Below are 14,858 nucleotides of genomic sequence, written 5' to 3' on the forward strand. Positions count from 1 at the left end.
GCCTCTTAAACGGAGCTCGTCTATGACGCGTTGTCTTAATGGGGTCATTGGTTTTCTCCGGTGAATAGGGGGAAGTCCCAATGACAAGTGTGGCAATTATGCTAGAGGTTGCTAGCTCCGCGTAGCGGCTTTGTTCAACATTTTATTGAACACTATTTTGGTGGTTTATAACACACCAAAACGGCGTATATTACATACCCTGATAATTTCACCAATAATTACCTTTGTAAACAAGTAATTAAAACCGCGGGGAACTAAGCGTGTTATTTTTCCCCAAAACGGCGTTTAATAATGTTATCGGACAAAATTAAGCTTCTACTCAAATAAGCAGGAATAAATTTAACTTTTCAATGACCGCTTATCGCTCTAAACCGTCTACCAGCTCACACACTAAATGTTGGGTTTCGTTGCTCTCTACTCAACCTACGGTGATAAATTCAACGCTGGGCTGCTCTGGCTTTTCCTAGAACCTTTCACCTCGAATCTTTTCCTTCAACATACACCCAACGGTAAAATTTAACGCCGGGCTGCTCTAAAACTGATAGCTGATAGCTGATAGCTGACAGCTTACGGCTTACAGCTATAACTTCTTCAACAGCTCAACAATTTCTGAGTGACTTTTGATTTTGGATTTTGAAATACATCTCTAGTTTTACCGTATTCAACGATTTCACCGTGATCCAATACCACGAGTTGGTCGCTAATATGGCGTACGAGACTTAAATGGTGGGTGATCAAAATATAGCTTAGGCCAGTGTCTTGTTGAAGCTTGAGTAACAGGTTAACGGTTTGCGCGCGTACGGATGGATCTAAAGATGATAACGCTTCATCGAGTACCACCACTTTGGGATCTAAAATTAATGCGCGGGCGAGGGCGACTCGTTGTAGTTGACCACCACTGAACATGTGTGGGTAATAATGTTGGTGGTCGTTTAACAAGCCTACTTTAGATAAGGTGGCGGTGATTTTTTCAGCACGACTTTGTTTATCTAAGTGAGTATTATATTGCAGGCAGTCGTTGAGCATTTCGCCTATGGTGAGGCCCGGGTTTAATGAAGCTTCTGAGTCTTGGAAAATCATCCGAATATGGCGACATTGTTGGTCGCGAATGCCTTTGTCTTCAATGATATTGCCACTGAGTAAAATTTGCCCTGCATCTGCGCTATCAGCTCCAGCAAGCAATTTTGCAAGGGTGCTTTTTCCTGAACCTGTTTCGCCGATAATAGCGAGTGTTTCACCTTGCTCTAGGCAAAATGAAATGTTTTTTAATACTTCGAATCGTTTTCGTGAAAATAAGCCAGCTCTAAGGTTAAAGCTTTTCGATAAGGCTTGCACTTTTAACAGAGGTTGCATTATTTCATTGCCTTAATTAAAGGAAAATGACACGCATAGCTGTGGCCATGCTGCTTAGTTAAAGGCGGTGTAACAACACAAGCTTTCTGGGCTTGTGGACAACGAGGGCCTAGTCGGCAACCGATTGGTAAATGTTGCAAAGTGGGAATTGTCCCTTTGAGCGCATAAAAAGGCTCTTTATGAGCAAGCCCTTGCTCGTAATCTGGCAAGCTTTTTAATAACGCTTGTGTATACGGATGACGTGGCAAAGTAAAAATACGTTGGGTTGGGCCAGCTTCAACCATTTGTCCGCAGTAAAGTACGTGAATGCCATGAGACCAGTTGACGATTTCTTCAAGTTCATGAGAGATCATTAAAATAGACATATTTTTCAGCTGATTTAAGCTTTTTAATAACCTAAAGACTTGTGCACGAGTGGTGCTTTCAAGGGCGGTAGTTGGCTCATCGGCAATCAGTAACTTAGGGGTACGAGCAATGGCCATTGCAATCATTACTTTTTGACACACGCCTTCTGAGAGCTCATGAGGGTAGCTTGATAGTACTTTCTCGTGATCTTTAATGCCCACTTTATGGATCAATGCTTTGACACGCTCTTTGCGCTCGCGGTTGCGCTTTAAGAAAAAGCCAGAGCTTGCTATTTCAGGAAGCGTTTCAGCAATTTGCTCAAATATTTTGGCGGTTGGATCAAGGCAGCGACTGGGATCTTGATAAATCATGGCGATATCGCTGCCAACAATTTTACGGCGCTGCTCGTTTGATAAACGCATTAAGTCAACACCGCGCCAGTGCATCCGGTCGGCGGTGATATGCCAGCGCTTATTTAAAACGCCAACAATGGCTTTGGCGATCAAGCTTTTACCAGATCCTGATTCACCAACCAATGCATGGACTTCGCCTTCTTTGAGGCTCAGGCTCACTCTATCTACGGCTCGGATCACTGTATCTGAAGTACGTAGCTCTATGGTTAAGTTTCGTATATCAAGTAATTGCATTTAGTCAGCCTTACGTGCTTTAAGCACTTGGCGTAGCCCGTCGCCAACTAAGTTGGTCGACAGCACGGCTAAAAAGAGTAATACCCCGGGCAAGCCTACAGTCCAAGGCGCCAAATAAATTAAACCAAGGTTTTCAGCTAAAATTGCGCCCCATTCGGTGGTGGGAGGTTGTGCGCCTAATTTTAAAAAGCCCAATGCTGAAATATCAAGAATAGCGGTCGAAAGCGCCATAGTAAAAATAACCACGATATGCTCATAAATATTAGGGAAAATTCCCCGTGAGAGGATATGCCAATTAGAGGCGCCATCGAGTTTAAATGCGGTGATGTAGTCTTTTCCAAGCTCTGTGACAATCAGGTTTCGTACCGAATGAATAAATTGTGGTAATAAGGCTAAAATAATCGCCCAAACGGTATTCATCAATCCAGGACCTAGTATTGCAATAATAATAATAGCTAATAGTAAGGAGGGGATTGATAAGGTGATATCAAGTAAGTGGTTTAAAAAACTTGAGCGTAATCCACGGCTAATACCTGCAAAAGTACCCACGAGTACACCAATCACTGTGGTTATAAGTGCTGCGATAACGGATAACCCAAAAGTATAGGTTGCGCCGTTCATTAATCGCGAGAGTACATCTCGGCCTAAGTCATCTGTACCCAAAATAAAGCGTACATCGCCCATTTCATGCCATGATGGAGGGATCAGCAAGGCATCACTGTGCTGTTGGTTTACTCCATAAGGGGCAATCAGTGGTGCGGCGGCAGCTAAAATGGCAAAGGCAATAAAAATCCAAAGCCCAACAACGGCGGGGTGATTGGATTTAAACTTTCGCCAAAACCGCGCCAGTGGCGATTTATTTGATTCTTCTGAAAATAAATTAAACTTTGCCATGCGCTTGATTCCGTGACAGCGGGTCGAACAAGGTATAAGTTAATTCTGCAATAATGGTTGCCAGAATTACAAACATCGATACCGCTAATAAACCACCTTGAATGGCTGGGTAATCCCGTTGGTATATACTATCAATTAACCAACGACCAATGCCAGGCCATGAGAAAATGACCTCGGTGATCATAGCAAGTGTGATCAAGGTGCTAAACTGCAAACCAATTTGTTTGATAACGGGTAATAGCGCATTACGTAACGCGTGATGGATAATTAATTGGGCGCGGTTTAAGCCCTTGGCTCGAGCAGTTTTAATATAACTTTGATCAAGTACATGTAACATCGACTCGCGAGTAAAACGCACTAATACGGTAGTTGGATACATTGCCAGCACTATGGTGGGTAATGTTAAGTGATGTAAGGCATCAAGCATTGCCATACCAGCATACGGGAAGTCAGCGAGGATAATATCCAGTAAAATAAAGCCTGTTTGGTAGGGGATCTCGTATAGTAAACCCATCCGCCCAGACATTGGGAACCAACCTAGCTGCAATGAAAACACCATAATCAATAGCAATGCCAACCAAAACACCGGCATAGAGTAACCCACCAAGGTGGTAGAGTTAACCAGTTTATCAGGCCATCGGTGGTGATATGCCGCTGCAAATATCCCCGCTGGCACACCAACCACTACTGAGATAATCAATGCATAAAGACTGAGTTCCAGAGTTGCCGGAAAGAGGTCAATAATATGGCTGAATACGCTATCTCCTGAGGCAAAAGATAGGCCCCAATCGCCTTGTACAATACGGGCCAGAAACGCAAAATATTGAATTAAATAATTATCTTCAAAATGGTATTTTTCTTGTAACTCACTGGTTTGTGAAAAGCTGGTATTACTAATGCCACTTAAATTACTAAGTGGATCACCGGGAAACAAATAACTCAGCGAAAATGTAAATACACTTAAAGTAAACATCATGAAAAACAGTAAGCCTAAGCGGCGCAAAATATAATGTAATACCATTATTTTTTCCTCGCATTAGCTAAGGAAATTGCCCCAAATGGACCAAGAGGAATACCCTCTACGTCAGCGCTACTGGCTTGAAAACGCATACCATGAGCCAATGGCAGTAGCGGCAGTTCATTTATCAGCATGGCTTGTATTTGTTGGTAATATTCTTTACGTTTGGTTAGATCCGTGGTGTCGAGTGCCTGAGTGAGTAATAAATCAAACTCAGGGTTACACCAATTTGCAGAGTTTTTACCACTAAATGCTGCGGTACAACTAAGCAGCGGACTAAAAAAGTTATCTGGATCGGGGGTATCTGCGGCCCAACCTAATAAAACGCTATCGTGGCGATGTTCACCAATTCGTTGAATAAAGGTATTCCATTCATATTCAACAATGCTGACGTTGACACCGATTTTTCGTAAATCGCTTTGCATTAGCTCAGCCATTTTACGCGCGTTAGGATTATATATACGGCTTACAGGCATCGCCCAAATAGTCATATCAAAACCATTTGGCAGCCCTGCATCAATTAATAGTTTTTTAGCTAGATCCGGATTAAAGGTGGGTAATTTAGGTTGTGCCTGATATGCCCACGATGTTGGTGGTAATAATGATTGTGCTCGAATACCATTGCCGTAATAAACAGCCTGCATGATTTTTTCAACATCAATAGCATGAGCCAGTGCTTGGCGCACGCGCAAGTCATCAAATGGCGGTCGCTGGGTATTAAACGCCCAATAACCTATGTTTAAATTGGTTTCTTTTTGTACGTTGATATCGTCACGTTGCGCTAAAATACTCAGCTGTGCGCTGCTTGGATGTGCCGTGATATCACACTCTTTGGTCAGCATTTTTGCAATGCGTGTAGTACCATTTGGCGTTATGTCGTAGACCAATTGTTCAAGTACAACGTGGTGCTTCCAATAATCAGGATTACGATAATAGCGCACTAAGTGATCGCGTCGATATTCTTTATAGATATAAGGACCTGTACCAACAGGGTATTGATCAAATAAATTCAGTTGCTCGCGCTGCTTTAATTGCATGGCGTATTCGCGAGATAACACGACGGCGAAATCAGTCGCCATATTAGCTAAAAAGCTACTTTCAGCATTAAATAGTTCAAAGCGCACTTGGTAGTCAGACACTCTGACTATTTGGCGGATCAGCTGATCGATTCCAACACTTTGAAAATAGGGGTAGTCAGCATTACCAACAAAATGATAAGGGTTATACACGTCGAATAAACGGCTAAAAGTGAAAATCACATCATCGGCGTTAAACTCTCTGCTTGGTGTAAAGTAAGCCGTGGTATGAAACTTAACCCCTTTACGGAGTGTAAAAGTGACTGATTTACCGTCTTTACTTATTTTCCAATCAGTGGCGAGTTCGCTTTTAAACTCTGCGGTAACCGGATCGATACTGATCAAACGGTCATATAATTGATTGGCAATAATATCGATAGTTGAACCCGTAGTCGTTACTTGCGGGTTAAACGACACAGGATTAGCCTCAGCGCAATAAACTAAGCCCTGGTTCTTTTCTTCTAACGTCTTTTCTTTGGTATCTAAGCATCCCGTTAGGGATAGCGATAAGATTCCAAGTAATAATTTATACACCCGTTTAGCCTCTGACTATTATTGTTGATCTAACAAGTTGTATTTTTTCAAATAGCCTCGTAGTTGATGATACGTCAAACCAAGTACTTCTGCAGTTTTCTTTTGATTAAATTGACTAAATTCCAACGCTTTTTTTATTAAATCAATTTCAAACTCATTGGAGAGCGCTTTTAAACTACAAGGAAACTGAAATTGTGTACGCGTTGTTGCAACAATCGGTTCTTCAGTGGCAGCAGGAATAGGGGGCGCCTCTGCTGTTTTTGTGATCGGCTTTTTGATCCGTTGCTTTGGTCTAAAGCGACTTTCAAATGGGTCTAAAATAATCTGGTGAACGGGAATATGTTCATTACCATGGCGGTATAAACTCCGTTCAACAACATTTTTTAATTCACGAATATTTCCTGGCCAGTCATAGCCTTGTAATATTTCCATGGCACTGCGGGTAAAGCCACTGAATAGTTGCCAGTCTAAATCTCGGGCCATATTCATGGCAAATTGCTCGGCCAGTAGCATGATGTCTTCTTGACGTTCTCGCAAGGGAGGCAATGTAATAACATCAAACGCGAGTCTATCGAGTAAGTCGCTTCTAAATTCGCCTTGCTCGGCTAAATAAGGGAGATCTTCATTGGTTGCACACACTAGGCGGGTATCGACCTTGACGGTTTGCTTACCGCCTACACGTTCGAATTCGCCGTATTCAATTACTCTTAATAGTTTTTCCTGCACCATGGCGGACGTATTGGCTAATTCATCTAAGAATAGAGTGCCGCTGTTGGCGCGTTCAAATCGTCCTTCGTGGCGTTTACTTGCTCCCGTAAATGCGCCGCTTTCATGACCAAATAATTCACTTTCAAGCAGGTTTTCGTTCAGTGCCGCACAGTTGAGCTTAATGTAGTTTTGCTCCCAGCGCTTTGATAAAAAGTGTAACCGCGCTGCTATTAGCTCTTTACCCGTACCACGTTCACCAATAATCAGCACAGGTTTATCTAAACTTGCCAGTTGTGAAACTTGATCAAGGACAGCTAAAAAGCTGTCTGATTGGCCGAGTAAATTATCTTGTTGGCGAAATTGGCTCATATTCCCTAACTCTTAGTCATTTTTACTAACAGTTAGTGTATTTCATAATCAAGAAGAACTAAAGGAATTTGTATTTTTAGTTTAACATTATGAAATTATTACTGTATTTTATGTTTTATAAAGTTGGCAAGCATATTGTAATAGTAACTGCAGACCAATTAAGTTAAACACTACAGAGGTAAATGTTATGGGAATTTTTTCGCGTTTTGCAGATATTGTTAATTCTAATATCAATGCCATTTTAGATAAAGCTGAAGATCCTGAAAAAATGGTACGTCTGATCATCCAAGAGATGGAAGACACGTTAGTTGAAGTACGTTCAACCTCTGCAAAAACATTAGCAGAGAAAAAAGAACTAGTACGTCGTGTTGATACACTGAAAGAGCAAGTTGCCCAGTGGCAAGATAAAGCTGAGCTTGCCTTGAGTAAAGATCGTGATGATTTAGCCCGCGCCGCACTACTTGAAAAGCAAAAGTCAGCGCAAGCGGTGACTGCTGTTGAAGAAGAGCTAAATCATGTTGAATCACACATTGACAAGTTACAGCAAGAGGTGAGCACGTTACAAGATAAGCTCGCAGACGCAAAAGCACGTCAAAAAGCAATTATTTTACGTCAGCGCTCGGCAGAGTCGCGCCTTGAGGTGAAAAAAGCACTCGACAGCTCTAAAGTAGAAGATGCACTAAATCGCTTTGAACGTTACGAAACCAAGATTGATGGACTAGAATCACAAGTAGAATCGTACGATTTAGGCAAAAAGTCATTAGCGGATGAAATTGCTGAATTACAGCAAAATGAAAAAATTGATGACGAACTTGCAGCGCTTAAAAAGAAGCTTGCTGATAAATAAAGCCAATAATTAATAAAAGGGGGAGCATCTCCCCCTATGCTTAAATAAACGGATTGTGTAGGAGAGGGTTATGTTTAATGCAGAAGTGTTTGTTGCGCCAATTATCATTTTTATGGTTGTGGTCGCACCCCTTTGGTTAATTTTACATTACCGAAGCAAAAAGCAAGTAAGTCAAGGTTTGAGCGAGCACGAACATCGCCAATTAGTTGAGCTTGCGCAAAAAGCTGAGAAAATGGCTGATCGAATAGAAACACTAGAAGCTTTACTTGATCAAGAGGCCCCACAGTGGAGGCGTAAAATATGAGTACTAAACGAGAATTGTTAAGAGACCCAGTACGCGGCAAGATAGCAGGTGTATGCGCAGGACTCAGTGATTATTTCAATATGGAATTGTGGCTAGTACGTATAATTACTGTTTCAGCATTCATACTAACAGGTGGCTCGTTCGTGTTTGTTATTTATATTGCAGCGTGGTTTATCCTAGATAAAAAACCCCGTAATGCACATGGTAAAACTGATACGTCGTTACATGAAGATCCGCTTGAAGTAAAATTTAAAGTATGGCAAAAAGGTGAGCCACCACGTCGTGCTTTACAAGATTTAAAAGATCGTTTGGGACGTGTTGATACGCGCTTACAAGAAATTGAACGCTATGTAACGTCAACAGAGTTTACGGTTAGCCGTGAAATCAATAAGCTATAAAGGATTTAATAGCACTTTAGACTAAGTAATTATGTAGCTGAAGTGCTAGCTCATTATGATAAATACTTCATCTGCAAAAAACGCCTTTAATAAGCTCAAAGGAAAGGCTGAAAAAGCCGTACATCGTAGCTTAGATCAACATGTAAAATTAGCGGTTACTGGCCTCAGCGGCAGTGGAAAAACCGCTTTTATTACCGCCTTAGTGAAACATTTGACCAGCCAAGCAACAGATAAAAACCTACCGTTTTTTGATGTTATGCAGCAACAGCGTCATATCGCGACCAAAATTGTACCGCAACAAGCATTGACGATACCGACTTTTGATTATTCAAAGGCCTTAAGTGCGTTATTACCGCTAGAAGGACAGCCTCAATGGCCTGCTTCAACTGAGCGTATAAACACGTTGCGCTTGGCTATTAAATATCGCAGTGACTCGGGTTTACGTGGCCACTTTGCTCCGCAATCAACCTTGTATTTAGATATTATTGATTACCCTGGTGAATGGTTGCTTGATTTACCAATGCTAGAGCAAAGCTATCAGCAGTGGAGTGAGCAGCAATATGCGCTATTACAACGCTCTCCTCGGGTTGAAAAAGCGCAGGCATTTTTAACCGCGTTGAGTGAACTTGATTTAAATGCTCCTGTAGATGAAAACGCGTTGAGCGAGATTGCTGCACATTATCAAACGCTATTAATCGGCCTAAAAAAAGACACAAAGCTTGCCATGTTACAACCTGGGCGGATGTTGATGCCCGGTGAATTACAAGGCGCCCCACTTTTATTGTTTTTTCCGGTTGCAAAGTTTACTGATGAAATCATTGCAGGATCGAATTTAGCGCATTTGAAAAAGCGTTTTGATGCTTATGTAAAAGAAGTGGTTAAACCATTTTATAGTCAACACTTTCGTAATTTTGATCGGCAAATCGTGCTGGTTGATGTACTCAGCGCGCTTAATGAAGGATCAGAGACGCTGCAAGAGCAAGGTGATGTGATCAAACAATTACTTGCTCATTTTAATTATGGCGAAACGGGCTTTTTAAAACGTTTATTCAAACCCAATATCGATAAACTGCTATTTGCCGCCAACAAATCGGATCACATAAGCAGTGCGCACCATAAAGACTTAGCGCTGTTATTAGATTCGTTAGTGCATGAACAAAGTAACCATTTAAAATTTGATGGCGTTAAAATTGAAACTATGGCGATGTCCTCGATTGCTGCCACCATGCCAAAGCAGGTAGTTGAGCAAGGTAAAACGCTTAATTGTATTTATGGTAAACCATTAGCTGAGTCACAATGGCTAACGTATTTACCGCCACAGCCCCCCATGCGTATCCTAGGTAAAGATGAGTGGCCAAGCCATGGATTTGAGTTTTTATCGTTTGCGCCAATGCCAAGTCCAGATAAACAGTTAAAACATATTCGTTTGGATCATGTCATGCAGTACCTTTTAGGAGACAAATTAACATGAGTGAGACCGCACCCGGTTTTCAAGCTGGAAGACGCATTGAAACCAGTGAGCAGCCTTTAGATAATGAGCTTGCTTTAACTCCAGCAAAAGTGATTGATCAAGGAGAATATGAATATCAAGCAATAAATGACGAACTGTTGGATGAAGAGATTGATTTAGCGCCAGTTTATAAAAAGTCAAAATGGCAAACACTGAAAGCCGTGTTTGCCATTAGCTTTATTGTTTTGGTGTTGCTGGAATTTATATTTTCCATGGTGTTCACATTTGAGCAGTCAATTATCTTAGGTAGTGTGTACTTAATTGCAGTGCTGAGTGGGGTGTTGTTATTAGGCAAGCTGTTATGGCGCGAGTATAGAATGCTGCGTAGTTTAAAGCGCAATCAATTGCATCGTCATGAAGCCGACCGCTTACTTAACAGTGAACAAGTGGGGGGAGCATTGCCATGGCTTGAAAAGCTAAACAAGCATCAGCAATTAACAGGCTTTGACGAGTTTAAAGCCAGTATTGATCATCATCACAGCGATAAAGAGATCATGACTTTATACGCTGATAGCTTACTGGTAAAACAAGATACTCAAGCTAAAAAGCTGATCAACCGGTTTGCCACTGAATCAGGTTTATTAGTAGCACTTAGCCCTTTGGCGCTGGTGGATATGATGGCTGTATTGTGGCGTGGTACTAAACTAATTGAACAAATTGGCCGTATTTACGGTATTGGTTTTGGTTATGCAAGCCGTATTAAGCTTTATAAAATGCTGATCAAACAGGTTATGTTTGTTGGTAGTGCGGAGTTAGTATCAGACTTAGCTGCTACGGCACTCAGTGCAGAGCTGTTGGGCAAGTTATCTGGGCGTGCAGCACAAGGTTTAAGTGCTGGTATTTTTACGGCACGAATCGGTTATAAAGCGATGGAGTTAAGTCGTCCATTACCGCGGCTCGAGCATAAGCGCAGTTTACTCAAAGGCACCGCACAGTTAATCGCAAGTAAAATAGTCTCTCGTAAAAAGACGGTTCAAGAGCAAGACGAGCCAGTTAACTGACAAGATATCTGTACAGTGCTTAAAAAGCGCTGTACAGATGATAGCCATCTGAGCATCCGGCATGCTTGTGATCTATCAGCTGATACGCTTTGATTATCATATTAATAATAATCAAAAAAGATCAAACAATGAACACACTCCACATCGACAGTCAATGCATTCATGGACCAGAAAAAGCCAACGATCCTCATGGAGCGTTAACCGCACCGTTATATCAAACATCAACGTTTCATTTTAGCAGTGCTGCACAAGGGGCTGCGCGTTTTGCTGGTGAAGAGCCTGGTTATATTTATACCCGCTTAGGTAATCCAACTACTACTGAACTTGAGCAAAAGGTTGCACAACTGGAAAGCTGTGAAGCTGCTGCAGCGACAGCAACGGGAATGGGGGCTGTTTCTGCTTCGGTATTAAGCTTCCTGTCGCAAGGCGATCACTTAGTGGCATCAAGTGCTCTATATGGTTGTACGTTTGCGTTCTTCGCTCATATGCTGCCACGCTGGGGAATTGAAGTGACCTTTGTGGATATGACCGATGAACAACAATTACGCGATGCAATTAAGCCAAATTCAAAAATGATTTTTGCAGAAACGCCAGTTAATCCAACGATGGCAGTGATTGATTTAGCGCTAATAGGACAAGTGGCAAAACAGCATAACTTGATTAGCGTAATAGATAACACCTTTCTTACCCCGTTACTGCAAAAGCCAATGGATTACGGCATTGATTTGATTGTTCACAGCGCCACTAAATATTTAAACGGCCATGGCGATGTGGTCGCAGGGTTAGTATGTGGTTCGCAAGAGCACATTACATTAATTAAAATGACGGTGCTTAAAGACATTGGCGCAACTATTAGTCCTCATGATGCCTGGCTAATAAACCGCGGGTTAAAAACATTAGCTATCAGAATGCAGCGCCATTGTGAGAGCGCGCAAATTATTGCTGAGTTTTTAGAGCAACACCCACAAGTGAATACTGTTTACTACCCGGGGCTTGCATCTCATCCTGGGTTCAAGTTTATTGGCAAGCAAATGAAAGCGGCCGGTGGCGTAATTGCTTTTGAGTTAAAGGGCAGCCTCAAAGATGGCGAACAGTTTATTAATAGTACACAGCTTTGCACGCTGGCGGTGAGTTTAGGTGATGCAGAAACACTTATTCAGCATCCCGCATCGATGACTCATTCTCCGTATTCACCAGAAGAAAGAGCCGCCGCGGGGATCAGCGATGGTTTGATCCGACTATCTGTTGGTCTTGAAGATGTTAACGACATAATTAACGATCTTAACCATGCCTTTACCAGTATTCGTTAGTTTGTTATCTTAAGTTTACACTTTTGTAGTTGTAAGCCCCTTTAAAATAAAGGGTGTAAACTTTTTGGTTTATCTCTGTAATTAAACGTGTACAAATTTGGGGCCGGTATCAATTACTGATATTGGCTCAGCTATTAAACTTTGTCTTACATTTGCTTAGTATCCCTTTAACACGTTGACACCGACACCGGTTTAACACTAAGAAGGTTATTATGGCTAAAGCAAGTAAATACACCTCCAGAACTCCCGATGAAAATGGGGTGATCCACTGGAGCGAAGAAGAAAATAAAATATGGTCAGAATTAGTCGCACGCCAGTTAAAATGCATTGCAGGCAAAGCGTGTAATGAGTACATGGAAGGCCTTGAAAAAATAAACCTTCCTCATGATCGTATTCCACAGTTAAGTGAGCTTAACGAGGTATTATTAGCGACAACGGGCTGGCAAGTTGCGCCTGTGCCGGCGTTAATTGATTTTGATGAATTTTTTCGTTTGCTAGCGAATAAACAGTTTCCAGTTGCAACCTTTATTCGTAGCCGAGAAGAGTTTGATTATCTGCAAGAGCCGGATATTTTTCATGAAATATTTGGTCACTGTGCCATGCTTACTAACCCTGATTTTGCTGAGTTTACTCATAAATATGGCCAGTTAGGGTATGCGGCTGAGAAAAAAGATCGCGTTTATTTAGCGCGTATGTATTGGTTTACAGTAGAATTTGGCTTGATGCAAACTGATGAAGGCCTACGCATTTATGGGGGCGGTATTCTATCAAGCCCAGGTGAAACACAATATGTGTACTCAGACAAGCCTGAGATAAACCCAATGAATGTATTGGATGTATTACGTACGCCATATCGAATTGATATTATGCAACCTTTGTACTACACCATTAATTCTATCCATGATTTATTTGATATTTCACAATTAGATATTATGGCGTTAGTTGCCCAAGCAAAAGAATTAGGGTTACATGACCCAAAGTTTCCTCCTAAAGAAAAATTAGCAAGTTAAGGATTTAAGATGTCATCATTAAGCGCACAAAAATGCGAAGCCTGTCACGTAGACGCTCCAAAAGTATCAGATGCCGAGTTAGCTGAATTAATCAAGATGATCCCAGATTGGGTGCCAGAAGTACGCGATGGCATTATGCAATTAGAGCGTGTTTATAAGTTTAAAAACTTTAAGCAAGCAATCGCGTTTACTAATAAAGTGGGCGATATGGCTGAAGATGAAGGCCATCACCCTGGCCTATTAACTGAGTGGGGAAAAGTGACGGTAACGTGGTGGAGCCATTCAATTAAAGGCTTGCATAAAAATGATTTTATTTGTGCTGCTAAAACGGATGAAGTATTCGCTGCACTATAAACACAATAGTGTTCTGCCAAAAGTACAGTAAAGGCGCTTAATAAGCACCTTAGTTTAATGATAGACCCTGCATTTTATGCGGGGTTTATTTTTGTGCTTTCCCTGCGTCAGGTGTGTAAATAGGCTCAAACAGGTAGTTAGTGGTACGCCATATTACGGCTGAGAATAATGATTTGCAGTCCCTAAAGTCACCTTATTCACTCTAGGTGGCAGTACCTGTAATGAAATAATAAGCGGTTATAGTAAAACCGATAACCAAAAACTAAAACTAATCACACTTAATACGGTTGACAGTACCACAGCTCCCGCAAGCGTAACTTGATGTTTGCCGATTTGACTCGCTATGAGGTAGGCGTTAACTCCCACTGGGGAGGCACTTAATAACACCAACACATTTAAAATTTCTCTGTCGAGTACAAATACATAGCTGCCGATTAAAAACACCCCAGCCGGAAGTACAAGAATTTTCATTAATGAGGCAATTAATGCAGGTTGCCAATTTGCAGCTATTTTGTAAAACGCCAAGTTTGCACCTAAAACAAAGAGTGCGCAGGCAATAGCTGGTGTTGCTAATAAGTCTAAACTATTGGCTAAATTATCAAATAAACGAATGCCGCTGATGTTTAATAAAAGTCCACAACCAATACTTAACACAATTGGATTAAGTACCATACTTTTAATAAATGTTGGCCATGAAAAAGCATGTTCGCTTCCCTTGGCGCCTATTAAATAAGTCAATGCAAATAAAAGCGTGCTATGAAAAGTAATGATCATAAATGCAATCGCTATCATCTCTTTGCCCAAAGACGCGATCACAATAGGTATTCCTACTAATACCATATTTGAGTAACTAGAGGCTAAACCAAAGACACTGTGCTCTTGGTAGTTTTTTTCTTTCGCTAGATAGAATCGGTCGATGAGTATGCCACTGGCAAAAACCAACAGAACCGGAATGTAAAAACTGAGAAAAGCCGACAAACTAATACTCTGTTGTAGATCAATACGTGACATATTCAGCAATAAAAAAGCAGGTAAGCTAATATAGAAAGTAAACTTACTTAGGCCAGCAATATGTTGTTGCTGAAAAAACTTTAACTTACAACAGCCGTAACCCAGAGCCACAATAAAAATCAGCGGAAAGATAATTGAAAAAATATGCACGGCTTTTTTGCCTTAAAGT

15 protein-coding genes are annotated in these 14,858 nt (G+C 41.4%); 8 read left to right on the plus strand and 7 right to left on the minus strand.

What is annotated here, in order from left to right:
* Window positions 1-591: 591 nt before the first annotated feature.
* The 6 genes from CWB85_RS05880 to pspF are packed head-to-tail and all read right to left on the minus strand — an operon-like array spanning window position 592 to window position 6,944.
* A complete protein-coding gene (locus tag CWB85_RS05880; RefSeq protein WP_138554372.1) occupies window positions 592-1,353 on the minus strand; it encodes an ATP-binding cassette domain-containing protein in 762 nt (253 codons plus the stop codon).
* Window positions 1,353-2,345: a peptide ABC transporter ATP-binding protein gene (locus CWB85_RS05885; protein ID WP_016710244.1), complete on the minus strand. Its 993-nt coding sequence runs from the start codon at window positions 2,343-2,345 to the stop codon at window positions 1,353-1,355. Before CWB85_RS05885 ends, CWB85_RS05880 begins: the two co-directional genes overlap by 1 nt.
* Window positions 2,346-3,239 (minus strand): ABC transporter permease subunit, encoded by an 894-nt coding sequence (locus CWB85_RS05890; RefSeq protein WP_064713890.1) that lies wholly within the window; start codon window positions 3,237-3,239, stop codon window positions 2,346-2,348.
* Window positions 3,226-4,260 carry an ABC transporter permease gene (locus CWB85_RS05895; protein ID WP_138554373.1) on the minus strand — a complete coding sequence of 345 codons (1,035 nt, stop codon included), beginning with the start codon at window positions 4,258-4,260 and terminating at the stop codon, window positions 3,226-3,228. Before CWB85_RS05895 ends, CWB85_RS05890 begins: the two co-directional genes overlap by 14 nt.
* Entirely contained in the window at window positions 4,260-5,867 is a 1,608-nt protein-coding gene (locus tag CWB85_RS05900) for an ABC transporter substrate-binding protein (protein ID WP_016710247.1), read from the minus strand. Before CWB85_RS05900 ends, CWB85_RS05895 begins: the two co-directional genes overlap by 1 nt.
* Window positions 5,868-5,885: 18 nt before the next feature.
* A complete protein-coding gene (pspF, locus tag CWB85_RS05905) occupies window positions 5,886-6,944 on the minus strand; it encodes a phage shock protein operon transcriptional activator (RefSeq protein ID WP_016710248.1) in 1,059 nt (352 codons plus the stop codon).
* 187 nt (window positions 6,945-7,131) lie between these two features.
* Between pspF and pspA the strand changes: the two genes are divergently transcribed.
* From pspA to CWB85_RS05945, 8 genes are all read left to right on the plus strand, one after another.
* Window positions 7,132-7,791, plus strand: coding sequence for a phage shock protein PspA (gene pspA, locus CWB85_RS05910; protein WP_016710249.1), 660 nt, complete (start codon window positions 7,132-7,134; stop codon window positions 7,789-7,791).
* Between the two features lie 70 nt (window positions 7,792-7,861).
* On the plus strand, window positions 7,862-8,095 hold the full coding sequence (gene pspB, locus CWB85_RS05915; RefSeq protein WP_016710250.1) for an envelope stress response membrane protein PspB: 234 nt from the start codon (window positions 7,862-7,864) through the stop codon (window positions 8,093-8,095).
* On the plus strand, window positions 8,092-8,493 hold the full coding sequence (gene pspC / locus CWB85_RS05920; protein WP_138554374.1) for an envelope stress response membrane protein PspC: 402 nt from the start codon (window positions 8,092-8,094) through the stop codon (window positions 8,491-8,493). The genes pspB and pspC overlap by 4 nt, the downstream gene beginning before the upstream one ends.
* 55 nt (window positions 8,494-8,548) lie before the next feature.
* The gene (locus CWB85_RS05925) at window positions 8,549-9,964 is read left to right on the plus strand and encodes a YcjX family protein (protein ID WP_493850809.1); all 1,416 of its coding nucleotides are present in this window, start codon (window positions 8,549-8,551) and stop codon (window positions 9,962-9,964) included.
* Entirely contained in the window at window positions 9,961-11,004 is a 1,044-nt protein-coding gene (locus CWB85_RS05930; protein WP_016710253.1) for a TIGR01620 family protein, read from the plus strand. Before CWB85_RS05925 ends, CWB85_RS05930 begins: the two co-directional genes overlap by 4 nt.
* A gap of 128 nt (window positions 11,005-11,132) precedes the next feature.
* Window positions 11,133-12,314, plus strand: coding sequence for a methionine gamma-lyase (megL, locus tag CWB85_RS05935; protein WP_138554375.1), 1,182 nt, complete (start codon window positions 11,133-11,135; stop codon window positions 12,312-12,314).
* A 212-nt stretch (window positions 12,315-12,526) separates the two neighbouring features.
* Window positions 12,527-13,324: a phenylalanine 4-monooxygenase gene (gene phhA / locus CWB85_RS05940; RefSeq protein ID WP_016710255.1), complete on the plus strand. Its 798-nt coding sequence runs from the start codon at window positions 12,527-12,529 to the stop codon at window positions 13,322-13,324.
* Window positions 13,325-13,333: 9 nt separating this feature from the next.
* Window positions 13,334-13,678, plus strand: coding sequence for a 4a-hydroxytetrahydrobiopterin dehydratase (locus CWB85_RS05945; protein ID WP_016710256.1), 345 nt, complete (start codon window positions 13,334-13,336; stop codon window positions 13,676-13,678).
* A 237-nt stretch (window positions 13,679-13,915) separates the two neighbouring features.
* On the opposite strand, the gene CWB85_RS05950 is transcribed toward CWB85_RS05945, so the two are convergent.
* A complete protein-coding gene (locus CWB85_RS05950; protein WP_138554376.1) occupies window positions 13,916-14,839 on the minus strand; it encodes an AEC family transporter in 924 nt (307 codons plus the stop codon).
* Window positions 14,840-14,858 lie beyond the last annotated feature (19 nt).

Source organism: Pseudoalteromonas sp. S1727 (genome assembly GCF_005886375.1).
In the GTDB taxonomy this organism is placed as follows: Bacteria; Pseudomonadota; Gammaproteobacteria; order Enterobacterales; family Alteromonadaceae; genus Pseudoalteromonas; species Pseudoalteromonas haloplanktis.